This window comes from Streptomyces sp. NPDC058092, assembly GCF_042884935.1.
Taxonomy (GTDB): domain Bacteria; phylum Actinomycetota; class Actinomycetes; order Streptomycetales; family Streptomycetaceae; genus Streptomyces.
On sequence record NZ_JBHVSY010000014.1, the window covers coordinates 140310 to 157653 of the forward strand.

16 protein-coding genes and 1 pseudogene are annotated in these 17344 nt (G+C 67.7%); 8 read left to right on the forward strand and 9 right to left on the reverse strand.

Annotated elements, in window-relative coordinates; genetic code table 11:
* The first annotated feature begins 87 nt into the window (after window positions 1-87).
* Together ACFVV1_RS23585 and ACFVV1_RS23590 are read left to right on the forward strand one after the other, a co-directional pair.
* Entirely contained in the window at window positions 88-930 is an 843-nt protein-coding gene (locus tag ACFVV1_RS23585; protein WP_389992408.1) for a nitrilase-related carbon-nitrogen hydrolase, read from the forward strand.
* A complete protein-coding gene (locus ACFVV1_RS23590; RefSeq protein WP_389992410.1) occupies window positions 927-2210 on the forward strand; it encodes an aspartate aminotransferase family protein in 1284 nt (427 codons plus the stop codon). The genes ACFVV1_RS23585 and ACFVV1_RS23590 overlap by 4 nt, the downstream gene beginning before the upstream one ends.
* A gap of 68 nt (window positions 2211-2278) precedes the next feature.
* Here the strand turns inward: ACFVV1_RS23590 and ACFVV1_RS23595 are convergent, their stop codons facing one another.
* On the reverse strand, window positions 2279-2542 hold the full coding sequence (locus ACFVV1_RS23595; RefSeq protein WP_389992413.1) for a hypothetical protein: 264 nt from the start codon (window positions 2540-2542) through the stop codon (window positions 2279-2281).
* Window positions 2543-2844: 302 nt separating this feature from the next.
* Here ACFVV1_RS23595 and ACFVV1_RS23600 point away from each other — a divergent pair, with 302 nt between their 5' ends.
* The gene (locus ACFVV1_RS23600; protein WP_389992416.1) at window positions 2845-2994 is read left to right on the forward strand and encodes a hypothetical protein; all 150 of its coding nucleotides are present in this window, start codon (window positions 2845-2847) and stop codon (window positions 2992-2994) included.
* Window positions 2995-3201: 207 nt separating this feature from the next.
* Window positions 3202-4602 carry a dihydropyrimidinase gene (hydA, locus tag ACFVV1_RS23605; RefSeq protein WP_389992418.1) on the forward strand — a complete coding sequence of 467 codons (1401 nt, stop codon included), beginning with the start codon at window positions 3202-3204 and terminating at the stop codon, window positions 4600-4602.
* 804 nt (window positions 4603-5406) lie between these two features.
* Here hydA and ACFVV1_RS23610 read toward each other — a convergent pair.
* The 5 genes and pseudogenes from ACFVV1_RS23610 to fxsT all read right to left on the reverse strand — a co-directional run bounded on the left by ACFVV1_RS23610 (window position 5407) and on the right by fxsT (window position 10328).
* The gene (locus ACFVV1_RS23610; RefSeq protein WP_389992550.1) at window positions 5407-6555 is read right to left on the reverse strand and encodes a vanadium-dependent haloperoxidase; all 1149 of its coding nucleotides are present in this window, start codon (window positions 6553-6555) and stop codon (window positions 5407-5409) included.
* A 636-nt stretch (window positions 6556-7191) separates the two neighbouring features.
* Window positions 7192-7428, reverse strand: coding sequence for a hypothetical protein (locus ACFVV1_RS23615; protein ID WP_389992420.1), 237 nt, complete (start codon window positions 7426-7428; stop codon window positions 7192-7194).
* 30 nt (window positions 7429-7458) lie between these two features.
* Window positions 7459-7626 (reverse strand): annotated as a pseudogene (locus tag ACFVV1_RS23620) (hypothetical protein); the annotation flags it as partial.
* Between the two features lie 33 nt (window positions 7627-7659).
* Entirely contained in the window at window positions 7660-7944 is a 285-nt protein-coding gene (locus ACFVV1_RS23625; RefSeq protein ID WP_389992423.1) for a hypothetical protein, read from the reverse strand.
* A gap of 107 nt (window positions 7945-8051) precedes the next feature.
* A complete protein-coding gene (fxsT, locus tag ACFVV1_RS23630) occupies window positions 8052-10328 on the reverse strand; it encodes an FxSxx-COOH system tetratricopeptide repeat protein (RefSeq protein WP_389992426.1) in 2277 nt (758 codons plus the stop codon).
* Between the two features lie 539 nt (window positions 10329-10867).
* Here fxsT and ACFVV1_RS23635 point away from each other — a divergent pair.
* The 4 genes from ACFVV1_RS23635 to ACFVV1_RS23650 all read left to right on the forward strand — a co-directional run bounded on the left by ACFVV1_RS23635 (window position 10868) and on the right by ACFVV1_RS23650 (window position 13919).
* The gene (locus tag ACFVV1_RS23635; protein ID WP_176740187.1) at window positions 10868-11338 is read left to right on the forward strand and encodes an RICIN domain-containing protein; all 471 of its coding nucleotides are present in this window, start codon (window positions 10868-10870) and stop codon (window positions 11336-11338) included.
* 295 nt (window positions 11339-11633) lie between these two features.
* Window positions 11634-12137, forward strand: coding sequence for a hypothetical protein (locus ACFVV1_RS23640; RefSeq protein ID WP_389992429.1), 504 nt, complete (start codon window positions 11634-11636; stop codon window positions 12135-12137).
* Window positions 12134-13372: an MFS transporter gene (locus tag ACFVV1_RS23645; RefSeq protein ID WP_389992432.1), complete on the forward strand. Its 1239-nt coding sequence runs from the start codon at window positions 12134-12136 to the stop codon at window positions 13370-13372. Before ACFVV1_RS23640 ends, ACFVV1_RS23645 begins: the two co-directional genes overlap by 4 nt.
* A gap of 283 nt (window positions 13373-13655) precedes the next feature.
* Window positions 13656-13919: a hypothetical protein gene (locus tag ACFVV1_RS23650; protein WP_389992572.1), complete on the forward strand. Its 264-nt coding sequence runs from the start codon at window positions 13656-13658 to the stop codon at window positions 13917-13919.
* On the opposite strand, the gene ACFVV1_RS23655 is transcribed toward ACFVV1_RS23650, so the two are convergent.
* The 3 genes from ACFVV1_RS23655 to ACFVV1_RS23665 form a co-directional block, all read right to left on the reverse strand.
* Window positions 13873-14271, reverse strand: a complete 399-nt coding sequence (locus ACFVV1_RS23655) for a DUF397 domain-containing protein (protein WP_389992552.1) — start codon at window positions 14269-14271, stop codon at window positions 13873-13875. The two genes, ACFVV1_RS23650 and ACFVV1_RS23655, sit on opposite strands and share 47 nt — an antisense overlap.
* Window positions 14272-14291: 20 nt before the next feature.
* A complete protein-coding gene (locus ACFVV1_RS23660; protein ID WP_389992434.1) occupies window positions 14292-14834 on the reverse strand; it encodes a hypothetical protein in 543 nt (180 codons plus the stop codon).
* Window positions 14835-14898: 64 nt separating this feature from the next.
* Window positions 14899-16329, reverse strand: coding sequence for a serine/threonine-protein kinase (locus ACFVV1_RS23665; protein WP_389992437.1), 1431 nt, complete (start codon window positions 16327-16329; stop codon window positions 14899-14901).
* Window positions 16330-17344: the final 1015 nt, after the last annotated feature.

Genomic DNA, 17344 nt, shown 5'->3' on the forward strand with positions numbered 1-17344 from the left:
GACGGGGCTTACGTTCTCCTCTACGCACGTGTCTACGGGCGTAGAAACGCGTAGAGGCTCTCTGACGCCGCGTCGAAGGAGCAGCTCATGTCCCAAGTCGTACGCGCCGCACTCGTCCAGGCGACCTGGACCGGCGACACGGAATCCATGATCGCCAAGCATGAGGAGCATGCGCGGGAGGCCGCCCGCCGGGGCGCGAAGATCATCGGCTTCCAGGAGGTGTTCAACGCCCCCTACTTCTGCCAGGTACAGGAACCCGAGCACTACCGCTGGGCCGAGGCCGTCCCGGAGGGGCCCACTGTCCGGCGGATGCAGGAACTCGCCCGTGAGACCGGCATGGTGATCGTCGTGCCGGTCTTCGAGATCGAGCAGTCCGGCTTCTACTACAACACCGCCGCCGTCATCGATGCCGACGGCTCTTATCTCGGCAAGTACCGCAAGCACCACATTCCCCAGGTCAAGGGATTCTGGGAGAAGTACTACTTCAAGCCCGGAAACGTCGGCTGGCCGGTCTTCGACACCGCCGTCGGCAAGGTCGGCGTCTACATCTGCTATGACCGGCACTTCCCGGAGGGATGGCGTCAACTCGGGCTCAACGGAGCACAGTTGGTGTACAACCCGTCCGCCACCTCGCGCGGCCTCTCCAGCTATCTCTGGCAGCTGGAACAGCCCGCGTCCGCCGTCGCCAACGAATACTTCGTCGCCGCGATCAACCGCGTCGGCCAGGAGGAGTACGGCGACAACGACTTCTACGGAACCAGCTACTTCGTCGACCCGCGCGGCCAGTTCGTCGGCGAGGTCGCCAGCGACAAGGAAGAGGAACTCGTCGTCCGCGACCTCGACTTCGGCCTCATCGACGAGGTCCGTCAGCAGTGGGCGTTCTACCGGGACCGCCGACCCGACGCATACGAAGGACTGGTGGAGCCGTGAGCAGCCTGCACGAACGCCATCTGGCCGTCAGCCCCGACTGGCTGGCGCTCTACTACAAACACCCGCTGGAGATCACCCACGGCGAGGGCCGCCACGTCTGGGACGCCGACGGCAGGCGCTACCTCGACTTCTTCGGCGGCATCCTCACCACCATGACCGCGCACGCACTGCCCGAGGTGACCAAGGCGGTCAGCGAGCAGGCCGGGCGGATCATCCACTCCTCCACGCTCTACCTCAACCGGCCGATGGTCGAGCTGGCCGAACGCATCGCCACGCTCTCCGGCATCCCGGACGCCCGGGTCTTCTTCACCACCTCCGGCACCGAGGCCAACGACACGGCCCTGCTTCTCGCCACCGCGTACCGCAGGTCCAACCAGATCCTCGCGATGCGCAACAGCTACCACGGCAGGTCCTTCTCCGCGGTCTCCATCACCGGCAACAACGCGTGGTCGCCCACGAGTCTGTCGCCGCTGCAGACGCTGTACGTGCACGGTGGCGTCCGCACCCGGGGACCGTACGCGCACCTCGGCGACGCCGACTTCATCGAGGCCTGCGTCGCCGACCTGGAGGACCTGCTCGGCCACATCCGCGAGCCCGCCGCACTGATCGCCGAACCCATCCAGGGCGTCGGCGGGTTCACCTCACCGCCCGACGGTCTGTACGCGGCCTTCCGCCGGGTCCTCGACCGCCACGGCGTCCTGTGGATCTCCGACGAGGTGCAGACCGGCTGGGGCCGCTCCGGGGAACACTTCTGGGGCTGGCAGGCACACGGCGAGAACGGGCCGCCGGACATCCTCACCTTCGCCAAGGGCATCGGCAACGGCATGTCGATCGGCGGTGTCGTGGCCCGCGCCGACGTCATGAACTGCCTCGACGCCAACTCCATTTCGACCTTCGGCGGCTCCCCGGTCACCATGGCGGCCGGCCTCGCCAACCTCTCGTACCTCCTCGAACACGATCTGCAGGGCAACGCCCGGCGCGTCGGCGGGCTGCTGATCGAGCGGCTGCGTGCGGTCGGGGCGGCTTTTGCGTGTGTGCGGGAGGTGCGCGGCCGGGGCCTGATGATCGGCATCGAGCTGGTGAAGCCCGGCACCGACGAGGCGCACCCGCAGGCGGCCGCCACAGTGCTCGAAGCGGCCCGGGAGGGTGGCCTGCTCATCGGGAAGGGCGGCGGTCACAACACCAGTGTGCTGCGGATCGCACCGCCGCTCTCGCTGACCATCCCGGAGGCGGAGGAGGGCGCGGCGATCCTGGCCGAGGCCCTGCGGTCGGTGGAATGAGAAGCGGCGGCTGAGCGACGGGGGTGTGGGCGGCGGCCGGTGCGCGTGACTGTGCTGACCGGCCGCCGTCACGTCCCCGTGCGGCTGTCACTTGATGCGGCGTCCCACTCGTCGGAGTCGGCGACGGCGAACACCTTGCGGGCGCGGACGTTCGTCTCACGGCCCTGGCCGCGTTCGGCGTTGGTCCAGAACTCGTCGGTGGCGAAGGACCAGCCGCACCATTCGGTGACGCCACCGGCCGGCCTCTTCGAGTTGTCGATGGACCAGCCCTCGGGCGCGGTGTTCGTCCACCCCTTGGTACCGGCCGGAAGCCCGGTCTCGTCGACGGACATACGGAGCGAGCCGCGCAGCGCGTCGAAGGCATCCGGCCTCGGCTCGGCGAGCGCGGTGCCGTCGAGGTGGACGAAGGCGGAGTCGGGGTCGCCGTGCGCGAGGTAGTCCGCAGCCTTGGCGGTGGTGCCCTCGTCGTTGCCGCCCGCTATCCGCAGATCGGTCTTCGCGCCGAAGATGATCTGCGGGACCGGGCTCCAGGTACCGACGACCAGGGTGGACGTCGCCGGGGCGGCGGTCTCCAGCCGGGTCGCGTAGTCCGGGTACTGGCCGTAGTTCGGAGCCGTGAAGTTGTTGTCACGGTGTGTTCGACGGTTCGCCGTGGAGCGTCGCGGTGTTCTACGCGGTGCTGATCGCCCTGACGATCTGGGGCGTGGTGGGTCTGAACCGCCGGCTGAGCGCGGTACAGCAGCAGTCCGCCGCCCCGGTTCCGGAGGCGACCCTCACCAAGTGACCCGGACGCGGCCCGGTACCCGCGGACGGTACGTATACGCCGCGTCGCGTCGCGCTGTGGGCCGGTGGAGTGCCGGACGGGGGAAACAGAAACGTCTTCAGCGGTTAGCCGCAGCGGTATTGCCACAGTGGGTAACCCACTTCTACGTTCTTCACACGCACTGTGTCTACGTGCGTAGACCCGTTCCGCCACAGTGAGGAGGGGTACATGAACCGCACCGTCATCCGCGGTGGTCTCGTCATCACCGCGTCCGACGAAATGCATGCCGACGTACTCATCGAGGGTGGCCGCATCGCCGCCCTCGCAGCACCTGACACCGACGCGGCCCAGAGTTGGAGCGCCGACCGGAGGATCGACGCCACCGGCAAATACGTCATCCCGGGCGGTGTCGACGCGCATACGCACATGGAGATGCCGTTCGGCGGCACGTTCGCTTCCGACACCTTCGAGACCGGCACCCGGGCCGCGGCCTGGGGCGGCACAACGACCATCATCGATTTCGCCATTCAGCCCAAGGGCGGTTCGCTCGGTGAAGGGCTCGATGCGTGGCATGAGAAAGCGGATGGCAAGTGCGCGATCGACTACGGGTTCCACATGATCATGTCCGACGTGAACGAATCCTCGCTCAAGGAAATGGACGGGCTCGTCTCGGCCGGCGTTACTTCGTTCAAGCTCTTCACTGCATACCCGGGGGTCTTTCTTTCCGACGACGGTCAGATTCTCCGGGCTATGCAGCGCGCTGGCTCGAACGGCGGGCTGGTGATGACGCACGCGGAAAATGGTCTCGCCATCGATGTGCTGGTGGAGCAGGCTCTGGCACGTGGGGAGAGGGATCCGCGCTATCACGGTGAGGTCCGGAGGGCCCTCCTTGAGGCGGAGGCGACGCATCGGGTGATCAAGCTGAGCCAGGTGGCGGGTGCTCCTCTCTACGTGGTGCACGTGTCGGCGCAAGAGGCCGTCGCTGAATTGGCGCGGGCTCGGGACGAGGGCCTTCCGGTATTTGGCGAGACCTGCCCGCAGTACCTCTTCTTGTCGACCGACAACCTGGCCGAGCCTGAATTCGAAGGCGCGAAGTATGTCTGTTCCACCCCGCTGCGTCCGAAGGAGCATCAGACGGCGCTGTGGCGTGGGCTGCGGACGAATGATCTGCAGGTGGTTTCCACGGACCATTGCCCGTTCTGCTTCAAGGGGCAGAAGGAGATGGGCCGTGGGGATTTCTCGAAGATTCCGAATGGCATGCCGGGTGTCGAGAATCGCATGGACCTGCTGCACCAGGCTGTGGTGGACGGGCATATCAGCCGGCGTCGTTGGATCGAGATCGCCTGCGCGGCGCCGGCCCGGATGTTCGGCGTCTATCCGAAGAAGGGCACGATCGCTCCGGGGGCCGACGCCGACATCGTCGTCTACGATCCGCATGCCGAGCAGATCATGTCCGCCGAGACGCATCACATGAACGTCGACTACTCGGCCTACGAGGGCAAGCACGTGACGGGACGGGTAGAGACGGTGCTGTCACGTGGTGTTCCGGTGATCGACAAACGCGCCTATGTGGGCCACGCGGGGCACGGGGGGTATCTGCCGCGAGGAACCTGTCAGCTTGCGAACTGAGCTGTCTCGCGGCGAAAGCCCGCGTTCTCCCGTCCGGGTGGCATCTCGGCAGAGAGTCCCTCAGGGCTGATAGGCGTCATCGGCCCTGGAGGACTCGCAACCAGCGCTACCAGCGCCGCACACCCCGCCTGGCGTCCCGGATCGGCGCGGTGGTACGGGAGTTAGGGGCGCAAACACCACCTCAGTCGGACCCGTCGATCGCATGACGCAGGCGGGCGCGACCGAGCGCCGTACGCCCGGATCCAGCCAGCCCGCAGCCGCCGGAGTGAAGTTCTCCAGGGCACGCGGGAAACGTGACGAAGCCCTTCCCCGGTGGGGGAAGGGCTTCGTGAGTGAGCGCTGGGCAGGCCTTGCACCTGCATTTCCCCGCAGGAAGCGGGGCGTCTTTCCTTGGACCATCAACGCAGTGTCAGTCGCCGTGAGTTGCGGCGAACTTTCAAGATCAACTATAGTGCATGCGGCCGTCGGTCGGCCCCGGCCATCACGGAGGCGGCTGAGTGGCAGACCCGTGCGATGCGCGCTTGGTGCCAAGGCGTTCCCCGATGCGGAGACGGTGCTCGACAATGCGTTGTCCCCGATCGCGGCGATCCGCGCCCAGCACCGTGCACGAGCCGATGAGCTGTTCCGAGTTTCGTAGCATCCAGCCTCGCTCGACTCCCGGTATTTCTGGCAGTGCTTCAACCGCCCCGCGACGTCTGGGGTGGCCGTAGCACAATGTTCGGGCCAGCTGTACCCGATAGGCAGGGTACAGCTGGCTCTTGGCCACAGCCATGCGGTGCGTTGACGCTGCACGGGTGCGGGCAGTCAGATGTGTTGCGCCACGAAATCGGCGACCTGCGTGCCGAGTTGCCGGCCTGCCCGGTTGTCGATGGAGGTGTGCTGGCCGGACCATATCCGGCTGAGCCACGCTTCAGTGGCGGCGCTTTGGAAGCTGGCGAAGGTTCGGGTGACGCCCTTCGACGTCACCACGAGGTGGTGCTGCGCACCGTAGAACCTGGTGAGCGTCGTTGCCGCCGCCTGGCTGAGAGCGCCGTGGGCGGCGGGGTAGGACGGATCCGGGGCGGTCGGCAGCAGGGGGGTCCAGTTGGGATCGCCAACGATGCGCGGGTTGTAGTGCGTACCACCGAGCCGGAGGGCGGTCACGGGCCGCCATACGCGGTAGGTGTACTTGGCGTCGTACATCGCGATCGCGGTGTCGGCGAGGGACAGGTTGAGCTGGGCGAAGACCTTCACCGCCTTCTCCAGGCTTGCGTGCTGGGAGGTGACGAGGCCCTGCGCGATCTGATTCCAGACGTTCCAGACGGGCGCTGCCGCCCAGAACTTCCCGGCTGCGGTCTGATCGGGGGTGCGGGTGGTACTGGTCTTTCTCCCCAGGCTCTTGACCTCATTCAAGGCTGTGGCGTATTCGGCAGTGCTGACGGCCGGCGGCGGCGCCGGGCGGAACTGGCTTCCTTTGGCCAGCACGAACGGCTTGACCGAGCCCCAGTTGGTGAACACCGGTGTGGGGAAGTCGGGCGGTGTGGGCCGGTAGCCGCCGGCCACGTTGCGGGGACTGAACGGCGGCGGCTTGGTCGAGGACCCATCATGGGATCGCAGGCTGATCAGCCGGCGGGCGACCTCGGCTCCCACGCGAATGCCCGCCTGCTTTCCGGGGCCGTTGGGAATCGCGGACAACTGGCTGCTCAGCCGTCGGTCCACGCTGGCGCGCTTGGCCGGGTACAGGGCCACCAGCACATCGTGGGCTGCTTGGTCCGCTGCGGCGTCTGCACGGGCGCCTCGCGGCGCCGACACCGAGAACAAGTAGGCAGGGCCGGCCCGGGTGACCGATACCACCGCGTCGTACTCGGCGGCCTGAAGGAGCGCGAAGCTGCGCGTGGGGTGGATGGTGGGCGGTTGGGCCTTCGGATCGCTCAGGACGGTGATGAGCTCACGGTTCCACTCCACGACCGACATCCCAGAGGGCCCGGCGGCGGCGCGCAGGGTTGGGGAGTGAGCAGGTGTGGTGGCGGTGGGCCCGAGGGCCAGGCCAGTGAGTCCGGCTGTCAGCGCAGTGCCGGTCAGTGCGGCGAGTATCTTGTGCTTTCCGTCCATATGCTGTGGCTCCCTGTGGTGGGTGGTGGGGTGGGGCAACCGGTCTCCATACACTTCGACCACGTGGGTCACTTCGGGCCAGACGGTCAACGGGCACCACTGAGCGAGAGGGGAGTCCGCAGCGTGTGCCGCAAAGAAGTACTCCGGGCGCCTGCCCCGGAGTTCGACTGGGACGTGAAGCCAGTTCCGTCTGCCTGAGTCCCGTGCTGGGGCGGTCGTTGGAGTATCGCGACTGAACCCACCGGGGTACCGGCCCTTGAGGCGGCACGCATCACCCGCACCCATGTTTCGAGGGGTTGACCGGGCGCGAGTGGTCCTGCAACCTGATCACCCTTTTGCGTCATCAAGGTCGCTTGCCAGATACAGCCTGCGGGTTCCCGAAGCACGCCGCAACTCCGGCCTGTGGTCATCTGCCTACAGTCGGCTGCGCGGGTTGCTGGTCGGTGCCCGACGAGCCCCACCTTTCGCACTGGTACGACGGCGAGGTCAAAGCGCCGCCTACGGCCGCTTCCACTCGGGCACGAGCCAGCGGCCGGTTGCCCGCAGAGCGCGCAGCGGAGAAACGCTTGGGTCGGAGACGGGCATGGTTGGTCCGTAGGCCCTTCGCAGAAGCTTGCCTCCGGGGTGGTGGCCGTAGACGAAGCAGATGACCACCCCGGCAGCGGCCGCGGCCACGATTGTGCTGAGCAGGCTGACGATGCGGCGGTCTCCCTGCTTGCCGTCGCATGTCGCCACGTCGAAGCGGCGTGACCGACACCGACTCCGTTATACGGCTCCGCCGGAGTACACGTCGTACTCCAGGGGCAGCGTCTCGGTGATCGCCGTTCGGTGCTGCGTCTTCGGGGGTTGTGCGGCGAGGCCGTAGCCGCCTCCTGGTGCCTTGCCGGGCAGGTGCCGCTTCTCGATCCCCGTGCGAGGGGCGCGGATCGGTCCGCCGTTGTCACGGTCGCCCCGAACCGAAAAACCTCAGTAGCCGGGCACGGGTACTACGTACTCGTCCCCAACCTCTTCTACCGGCACGGCCCATGTGAGGCCGAGTAGGGTGAGTGGTCGGTGGGCGTCACGGGCGTTGTGCCGCAGTGCGGAGGCGAGGTTCGTATCGCCGGCCAGGCGGAGGGCGCCGATGGCGAGATTGCGCCAGGTGGCCATGGCGCGAGGCGCCGTACCGGTTCGCAGCTGGGAAGCATCCTCTGCGAACGTCACATCCCTGACACGGTGCAGGGCCTCGACCTGCCAGTGGTCGCGGATCAAGCTCGCGAGCTCGGCGGGTGTGGCTTGCTTTCGGCGTCTGGGTCAGACCACCGCTGGGCGTGCGGTTCCAGCGTGCCGGTCAACAGATTCCGCAGCTCTGTGACGGCTCAAATCATTACCCTCGGCGTCCGTGACTGATGCGTGATCCTGATCGGTGCGGCCTTCGTGTCGTAAGCCTCGCCGACCGCAACGACCTCGCCGTGCCCCTGGCAGCTGTCGCGTTTCAGTAGACAGTTGGCTAGAGCGAAGGCATCCTCGGTTTTGGGGTGGGTCTTGCCCAGCCGGGTGTTCAGGATCAGCGCGCCCCTGCGCGCGAGGTTCGCTGCGGTTGGGTCGTTCAACGCGTGCACGGCTCGGGCCTTGAGTAGCAGGGCGTACCCGATGTACAGGTGGTCCGGCGCGTAACTGGCCTCGCGGATCCGTAGCGCCCGAGAGATCAGCGGCACGGCCACGGCGTGGTCGTCCAGGTCGAGGTGGACACTCGCCAGTGCTAGCAAGTCGAAGCTCACGTACGGGTCGTCCGGCCCGTACGCCGCCTCGTCGATCCGCAGCGCCCGCTCGGCCAATGGCACCGCCGCCTCGTGATCACCGAGAAGGTGTTGGATTCGCGCCAGGGTGGCCAAGTCCGTCGCGATGGCGGGACTGTCCGCCGGCAGACAGGACTCGTGCAGGCTCAGAGCACGTTCCGCCATTGGACGCGCTCGCTCCGGCGCGCCGCGGTCCCGGTGGATCTGCGCCAAGGTAATCAGGTCGAAGCCGATTTCCGCATCCCTCTGTTCGAGCGATTCGTCGATCGCGAAGGCACGCTCACACAGGGGCAGTGCCACCGGGTGGTCCCCGATCGAAAGGAGGAACGCCGACGCCAGCCTCAGCAGCATCGCCGTCTCCGCAGCGCACTCGGTCGGCGGCTCGTCCTTAGTCACCACGAGCGCGTGCGGGAGCAGTTCTTGCCATCGCGATCGCGCATCCGGGTCACCGTGGATGTCGTGTGGCACGGCCGCGAGCAGCGCCCGGCACAGTCGCACCCGAGCGTCGGTGCGCACGTCGTCCGGCATCGCGGCGCGGATGGCGGCCTGCACCAGCCGGTGCAGCACCAGGGAGGAGGCTCCGCGCCTCGCGAGCCCCAGGCCGGCCAGAGCACCGACCGTCGTGTCCCACGCCACCGGGTCGGCCGCGGCTGCATTCAGTGTTTCCGCGCTGCCGCTGAACAGGTCCAGCGGGATCGGCTCCGGCGCCAGCAGGGCACACAGCTCCAGCAGCCGCATCGCTTGCGGCTGCTCGATCTCCAGCTTTCGCACGCTGAGCTGCCACAGGGTCGCGACCACTACCGTCGGCCGGTCCGCCAGCTCGCCCAGCGCGATCATGTCCTCCAGCCGCGACGTCAGCAGAGCCAGGTACTCCTCAGGCGCAGTGTGGTTGTAGTCCATGTACCCGGCCGCCTGCTCCAGCGCCAGCGGCAGGTCCCCCAGGTGCTCAGCAATCCGGTCCGCCACCACTGTGGTCATGCCGCACACCCGCCGGGCCAGCAGCTCCACCGCCTCCCGCCTGGTGAACACGTCCAGGTCGATGACGCCGGCTCTGCTCGACCAGCCGCGTAACCTGGTCGTGACGATGACGTGACCGTTGCTCCCCAGGTCACCCGACGGCAGCGCGTCCACGAGCGTGCCAGGTCTCTCCCCGTTGTCGAAGATGATCAGCCAGGGACTGTGGTCCAGTAATTTGCCGTACACCCGTGGGATGACCTGCTCGGAGCTCACCTCCGCCAGTCCCAGCTCCCTGGCCAGCGACGCGAACTGCGGCGCCACCAGATCGGGATCCTCGGCGTCCACGAATGCCACGAACCGGTATTTCGACCGGTAGAGGTAGGCGTACTCAACCGCAAGCTGCGTCTTGCCGACACCACCCAGCCCGTGCACGACCTGCATCGCGCCATCGTTGCCCGAGGTGAGGCGCTGCCGTAACTCCCGCAATGTGGCGTCGCGGCCGGTGAAGTTGGTGTTGCGCGGCGGCAGCCGATAGGTCGCCGGACGGGGCCGCGAGCCCGAAGAACGGGCCGCCGGTGCGCGGACCTCCCTGACAGCGGTCTCGACCAGGTCGGTGAGCGTGGCATGGTCACCCCGCAGTCGCGCGAGTTCTTCCTCGGAGGAGAGGTCGATCTGACCGGCGTGCGCGGCGCGGACACAGGCGGTCACGTAGGCCGCGACCCGCTCCCACGGGGGCGGCTTGGTGAACTTGCCTGCCAGCAGGTCCGACAGCGACGACCGGGAGAGGACCTTGTTCTCGTCGTAGGCCAGCAGCTGCGCCTGGGTGGGTGACCCCGAGGACGTGCGCAACCGCTGCAGCCGGTTGACAAACCAGCTTTGTGGTGAGCTCGGTCCCCTCATATACGCCGCTTTCCCTCGTCTCGCTCTCCGGAATCGTCCGGACTTCGGAGTCCAAAAATGTAGCTCATCCAGCGGGGGAGCCCAGCGGATCCGGGCTCCTCCGAGACCGCCGCACCCGAGCGGCGCCACCCCTCAACGTAGACGGCGGCACAGGTGCCGCAGCACATCCCGACTATCGAAGGAGTACTGCTCACGTCCTGTCGCTCAATCTCGGACTACGACACCAACGGGACAACGGCGAACAAGAACCCTGCAAGGCTTCCCACGCGTCTCGGTCGCCGTTGCAGGCAGTGACGAACGCGAGCGTCGTCCTGACCAATCCCGACAAGCCGTTCGCCGGAGGCATCCGTGCAGCGACGAAAACCGGTGCCTAAGCCCTGGAACCACTATCTCGGGCCGGCCAAGGACATCCGTCTGTGGTTCGTCGGCTTCGGCTGTCAGTTCCGCGCAACACCCTTCTCGTCACATATCAGGGAACCTGAATGACCGGGCGGCGCCACAGGCGGCGCGCCAATAGTCTGAACTCGAGGGGATCAATCATGGAACTCAAGGGAAACCTCATTCGACTCGCCGGTGCGGGCGCGGCGATCGCATTCGGCTCGACGCTGCTGGTCGGCGCCGCAACCTCGGCGCAGGCGGCGCCGGTGAACTACCAGGTGATCAACGGCAACAGCAGCAACTCCTGCCTCCAGGTGAACATCTCGGGAGGCAAGGGAAACCTCGTCCTCGGCAACTGTGACCGCAGCGCGAAGCAGGTGTGGCAGATCAGCGGCGGCATCTTCAGGAACCCGGCATCAGGCCACTGCCTCGACGGAAACGGCGCGGATGTCTACACATTCCCGTGCAACGGTGGCGAGTTTCAGAAGTGGACGACCACGTCCGGCAGTCCGAAGTCCATCAGGCACACCCAGAGCGGCAAGTACTTGGACGCGAACGGAAAGGTCGGGGCCCAGGTCGTCTTCCAGTCCACCATCGGGACGGCGTCCCGCTGGGTGATCGACCCGGTGTGATGAGTCGGCTGACCCCGTGAATGCGGCGGGCCGTCCCCTCTGGCGGCCCGCCGTCCCGGAAGACACCGTCCAGCTCAAGCGCCGCCGCGTGGACCGCAAGACCGGCAGGATCAGCATCAAGACCGTCTACGCGGATCGCCGAGGTCCTCGTGCTGTTTCGGCTCACCACCGGGGCGGTGTCGTCTTCGTCGGGCGAGGCAGGGTTCCGGCCGAAGTCCCGCGTTCAGGCATGGGTGTCCGCGCTCCTGGCTAGCGCGATCGTCGCCTGCATGCCGTACGACGAGAGGACTTGCTGGTGCCCGACCTGCCCACCCCGATGCGGCTGTCACCGATCCGCGATGACCACGCCTGGCACTTCCCGGACATCAACGGCCACCGCACGCGCGTGCGGCTGCGGGCGTGGCCGACCAAGGACGGCGGGCACCTGGTGATCGCCACCGACCTTCAGCTGGGCGCCGGGCTGATCAACACGGCCGAAAGCCTGGTGCGGGCCCGCGTGCGGGAGTTCGGCGAGCCGGTGACGGTGGTGCGGCACCACCCGCCGGACTTCCCTTGGAGCCTGTGGCACGGTGTGGCGCCCAACAATGGCGGCAACGTGCGCAAGTCGGTGATCCTGCGGTTCGGCCAACTGTGGATCAGGCCGAACGACCACGATCGGATGGCCGAGCACACCGTCGCCAGGATGACCAGGCGGCAGCGGCGCATCTGCGGGCACTTCGGTAGGCGGCCCGACCCCATGGACTGGTACTTTCCGACTGACCAGGCCACCATCATGGGCCGGGAGCTGGCAACCAGATGACTTCTTCAGGCACATCAACGGCTGCGGCACGGCGAGCGCTTGGCGCTGTCCTGGCAGCCGAGGCGGTGTCGGTCGCGGGAAACCGGATCGCCCTGATCGCGATTCCCTGGTTCGTGCTGGACACCACCGGTGATCCCGCACGGGCCGGGCTGAGCGGGGTCGCCTACTTCGTTCCCGTGGTGCTGGCCGGGCTCTTCGGCGGCCCCTTGGTGGACCGCATGGGGTTCATCCGCAGCAGTGTCCTGGCCGACCTGGCCAGCGGCGTGACGGTGGCTGCGATCCCGGTCCTGTACATGCTGGGCCACCTGTCGTTCTGGCTGTTGCTGGTCCTCACGTTCGCCGGCTCGATGCTCGACGTTCCAGGCACAACAGGCCGCCGCTCCCTCATGCCCGACCTGGCCGAAGCCTGCGGTATGCGGCTGGAACGGGCGATGAGCGCGCACGAGACAGTGATGCGTGTCGCCCAGCTCACCGGCGGATTACTCGGCGGCGTGCTCGTCGCAGCTCTCGGGCCAGTCCTTGTGCTGTACGTGGATGCGGCCAGCTTCCTGGTGTCGGCCCTGGTGGTGGGGCTGACTGTGCCCCGAGCGTCGCCTCGCAAGGCTCCGCACCTGTCGAAAGGCACGTCGCGGTATTTCGCGGAGCTCAGGGAAGGGCTGCGGTTCATCCGCGAGGACACGTTGCTGCCCCGGATCCTCGTGGTGTTCATGTTCGCCAACATGGCCGACAACGCCCTGTTCACCGTGCTGCTGCCCACCTTGGCCGAGCAGGTGCTCGACAACCCGCTCGCCCTGGGGCTTTCGGTCGCTGCCTTCGGCGCCGGCGCCCTGGCGGGCGCGGTCCTGTTCGGTGCAGTTGGGCATCGGTTCCCCCGGCACGTAATCCTGACCGGCGCGTTGCTGATTTCCGGGGCCCCGAAGTTCTTCGTCATCGCTGCGATGCCCGGAACTCCCACGCTTGTCGTCACCATGGCTCTCGCCGGCATCGCTGCTGGACCAGTGAACCCGCTGTTGACCGCTGTCCAGTTCAGCCTTATTCCCTCGGAGCTCCGGGGACGCGTGTCCGGCGCGATCATGGCCGCGGTTGTGGCCGCGGTGCCGGTGGGCATTTTCGGCGCTGGCCTACTGGTCGCCATGACCAGCCTCACCACGGCTTTGCTTGTGATCGCGGCCGGCTATCTCCTGGTCAGCCTCTATCCCGCATTGCATCCCGCGTGGCGAGCCGCCATCCCATGACCTCCAGATCGATCGACCTGCCAGATCGGCGGTGGCCGGGCCGCCGCCGGCCGCCACCACAAGCCGCCCGCGTACAGATCGAACAGGCTGCCGGGACCACCGCCCGCCGGGGCGGCATGCGCGAACACCTCCACCAGCGCACCGCCGCCTCGTTCCTCCGCCGCAGAACGCCTTCTGGCCGGGACCCCCCCTGCGCTCGCCCGCCGGAAAGCTCACGGGGACCGAGCTGATCGCCGAGTGCGGGCTACGGCGCGACGTCGTCTACGGCGATCACAAAGAGCTTGTGGACGGGTTCCGGGCGCGGGCCAGGGCACAGAACTTCACTCCGCAGGTCGTTCAGAGCATGGCCGAGGAGAACATCGTGCTGCGCGAAACCCTAGCGAAGATCAAGAGGGAACTCGCGGCAGAGCGAGAACGGGTTCACGCCCTCGTGCGCGCCGCCACCGAGCTGTCCCTGGAGCTGGAGCAGCCCCGCGAAGAACTCGCAGCGGCTCAGCAGGTCACCCGGCTTCCGGGGCCGCGAGGAACTGGACGAGTGCCCGGCTGAAGATGGGCACATCCCATCCCATGGTGGCGCGTGGGTGTGACGACGGGCTGTCGGCGGGGTAGGGCTGACATACTGCGGCGCCTGCTTTCCCGCGGTTGGTTCGGGGGAAAGCAGGCGCCGTTCGTGCAGTGGGTGCTGGTCGGAGCTCTCCGGCAATCACGCCTTGGCGGAAGGCCGCCCACTCGGTAACGGTGTAACGCAGGGGTTCACGCTCGGGGTGCTTGGAGTCGCGCACGGCCCGGGCCCCGCCGGGCAGGACGGCGATCTCCACGCAGTCGTTCTCTCCGCCGCTGAAGGAGGACTTGCTCCAGGCGGCGTTGGAGAGGTCGAGGGCGATCGTCGACGCCGCCACCCGGGTCAACCGGCCACTCCTCAGCTACGGGGCTTGCTCGCCAGATCCGCCACGAAGTCCAGGCAGGCCATGCTCGGGCTGTGATTCAGACCGCGGTCCAGGTCCACCTTCGCCCAGTCCCCCTTCGACTGGTAGAGGTCCACTTCCTTCTCCAGGTCGGCGGCCTGCTGCCGCAGGGCGGACTTGATCGGTGCGGGGATGTGCGGCTGCTCCAACTCCTTGTCGGTCAGCGTCTTCAGCTGCTTCAGCAACGGAACCACGGGGGTGTCGCCGCCATACCCGGAGGACCCGATGGGATTCTCCTTGGCCAACTTGTCGTTGAGATCCATCATCTGTTTCGAGTGCTGGCATCCGGCTACATGGTTGATACCGCACATGCCCGTACGCTCATCCCAGCTCCCGGCGCCGCCCGTGCAGAAGGCAGGCCCGTCCGCTGCCGCCTTCCCGCTGTCGCCCTCCCCCTTCTCGCCGCCGCCGCTGAGCCCTACGGTCACTCCCACGCCGATCGCTACCGCGGCGGCCACGCCAGTGACGATCAGGCCGAGCTTCTTCTGCTGCGTCATTTCCACCCTTATCTGTGTGCCTACGAGATCAATGACATGGACAGCGGGCCTCGACCGGAGACGCTCACTTCCAGCAGAGGTCCTTCAAATCCCCCGCGTCCTTCTGCAGTTGCTTCGACGCCAGGTCGGTGGCCTTGGTGTTGATGAGGCGGCCGGCCTCGATTCCGGGGAGCTGGGCGTCGAGCCCGGCGGCCTGGGTGTTCAGATCGCCGGCCATGTTGCGCAGCTTCGCCTTGACCGCGGGCACGCTGGCGTGGTCGGCCAGCTCCGAGATCTGCTCGGCCCCGTCGCGCAGGGCCGCGCTGCCGTCATGCGCCTTGTCGGCCGTCGAGCGGTTGGGATCGCTCAGCGCGATACCCGAGAGCTGCAGGGCGTTGCCGGCGGTGCTCACCGCGGCGGTGCACGCACTCGCATCCGGCCCCGGGGTGAGGCTTCTGGAGGCCGAGGGGGTGGGAGTCGGGGAGGGCGTGGGCGACGAGGTCCTGGTGTCCGCCGTACTCGCCGTCGACGGTGCCGCCTTGTCGGACGGGTGGTCCTGCCCACGGAACTGCGAGGCGATGGCGAAAGCCAGCAGCCCGGCCGCCGCGACGCCGATCAACGACAGCACCGGCCGGAGCCAGGGGGGCCGCGGGCCGGTCTCCGTCGTCGGCAGCAGCTTCGTCTTCCCGGGCGCCGGCGCGCCGTCCAGCATGCGCAGCACGGCATCGATACCGGGCCGCGCCTCCGGGTCCTTGTCCAGCAACGCCATGACGACCGGAGCCAGACGGCCGGCGCGCTCCGGCTCGGCGGGCTCCTCGTGGGTGACGGCATGGATCGTCGACAAGATGGTGTCCCGGTCGAACGGGGAGACCCCGGTGGCCGCGTGATACAGGGTCACGCCCAATGACCACAGGTCCCCCGCCGGGCTCTCCACGCCTTTCAGCCGCTCCGGGGCGACATACGCGGCCGTGCCGACGACCGCCCCCGTCGTGGTGATCCTCGTGTCGGCCTGGTGCTTGGCGATGCCGAAGTCCGTGACGAGAACGTCGCCCCCGTCGGTGACCATGATGTTCGCCGGCTTGATGTCCCGATGGGCGATGCCGGCCCCGTGCGCCGCCGCGAGTGCGGCGAGCACGCCCCGGGCGACGTTCTCCATCAACTCGACGGCGAGCCCGTCGGGTTCGGCGGCCAGCAGCTCGGCAACCGACCGCCCCCGCACGAGCCGCATCACCGTCCACGGCAGCCCCTCGTGCTCCACCACGTCATGGACGGCGACGATGTTCGGATGGTCGCGCAGCGCTGCGGCGTGCTGCGCCTCCTTGCGGGCGTACGCGAGGACGGAGCGCCGCGGCTCGGTGGGGTCCTGCGCGTTCATCCGGATGGACTTGACGGCCACATCGACGTTCAGGCTCAGGTCCCGGGCCTGCCACACCTCACCCATGCCTCCGCGGCCCAGCCGCTCGACCAGTTCATACCGGTCGGCGATGACCGTGCCAGGTACAGCCTCCGTCGCCAAATTCTCAGCCCCGCCCCGAGATCCGACACCGCCCGTTATCATCGATGGCACATTGTAAGCGTGGGGATACACACCCGGAAGCGACAATGGTCATGCCCGCCGAATCCACGAGGCGACTGTCGGCCGCCCCACCCCCAACGACCAGCTCGGACCGGCGCCCGGCCCACCCGCCCCGACGCACGCCTCACCATCAGCTGGTGACGACGGGCTGAGCGCGTTCGAGCGGCCCGGACAGAGCGCAGTGCTCGACCAGACAACGAAGTCCCTGTCGCGACACAGCGGCGAGTCGGGCAAGCGAATGCAGCCTGCAGGAGGTCGAGCGGCGCTTGGACGGTCTCCGCCACTACGACAGGCTCTTGCGATGGAACATCCTCTGGCTCTGGATTTGCCGTCGATATAGTTCCCTCAACCACCATCAACGCGGCAGTGCGCCGTCTTCGGCCAGCACCACGGCCGCTGCTGCGCCCCCAGCCCGGCAACAGAAAGCAGCCACCACACGTGTCCCAGGAGACCCCGATTTACAGCCGCATGGTCGCAGAGCGGGGCGATATCCCCGCCCTGGTCCGCGGCGAGGCTCAGCGGATACAGCGAGACCTGGAAAGGGTCATACCACATCGTCCCGCGTCCGCTGGGCTGGCCCAGCGCAGCGATACCTTTCGGCCAGGAGTTTGAGTTCACGAGGCTCGGCCCACACCCTGCGGCACGCGGCAGGGTGTGGAGAGATGGCGCCGCGCCTTCAGCCTGCTCAGTAGGGGCCCGTCAGGTACCCGCTGAGGCCGCCCGGCCACGGCGTCGGCCGCGATATCGAGTCGAATTCCCCAGGGAAGATCTGCGGGGTCGATGGTGCGTCGCGTCCAGGGCGGCGGTGACGAGCAGCCCGCGGACCGGTCCGCTCTGGTTGGTCACGACGGAGAGCGCGCAGCGGGGCGGCGATGGCGGACTGGAGGACCAACTCGTCGGGGCGGGAGGGGAGTGGCGGGGCTCGCTGAGGGTGCCGTCACGGTCGAGGAACACC

What these genes read in the sequence shown, in the direction of transcription:
- ACFVV1_RS23585 (WP_389992408.1), top strand. Translation starts at nt 88, where the DNA reads ATGTCCCAAGTCGTACGCGCCGCACTCGTCCAGGCGACCTGGACCGGC.
- ACFVV1_RS23595 (WP_389992413.1), bottom strand. Translation starts at nt 2,542, where the DNA reads ATGTCCGTCGACGAGACCGGGCTTCCGGCCGGTACCAAGGGGTGGACG.
- hydA (WP_389992418.1), top strand. Translation starts at nt 3,202, where the DNA reads ATGAACCGCACCGTCATCCGCGGTGGTCTCGTCATCACCGCGTCCGAC.
- ACFVV1_RS23610 (WP_389992550.1), bottom strand. Translation starts at nt 6,555, where the DNA reads ATGTCGGTCGTGGAGTGGAACCGTGAGCTCATCACCGTCCTGAGCGAT.
- fxsT (WP_389992426.1), bottom strand. Translation starts at nt 10,328, where the DNA reads ATGAGGGGACCGAGCTCACCACAAAGCTGGTTTGTCAACCGGCTGCAG.
- ACFVV1_RS23635 (WP_176740187.1), top strand. Translation starts at nt 10,868, where the DNA reads ATGGAACTCAAGGGAAACCTCATTCGACTCGCCGGTGCGGGCGCGGCG.
- ACFVV1_RS23645 (WP_389992432.1), top strand. Translation starts at nt 12,134, where the DNA reads ATGACTTCTTCAGGCACATCAACGGCTGCGGCACGGCGAGCGCTTGGC.
- ACFVV1_RS23660 (WP_389992434.1), bottom strand. Translation starts at nt 14,834, where the DNA reads ATGACGCAGCAGAAGAAGCTCGGCCTGATCGTCACTGGCGTGGCCGCC.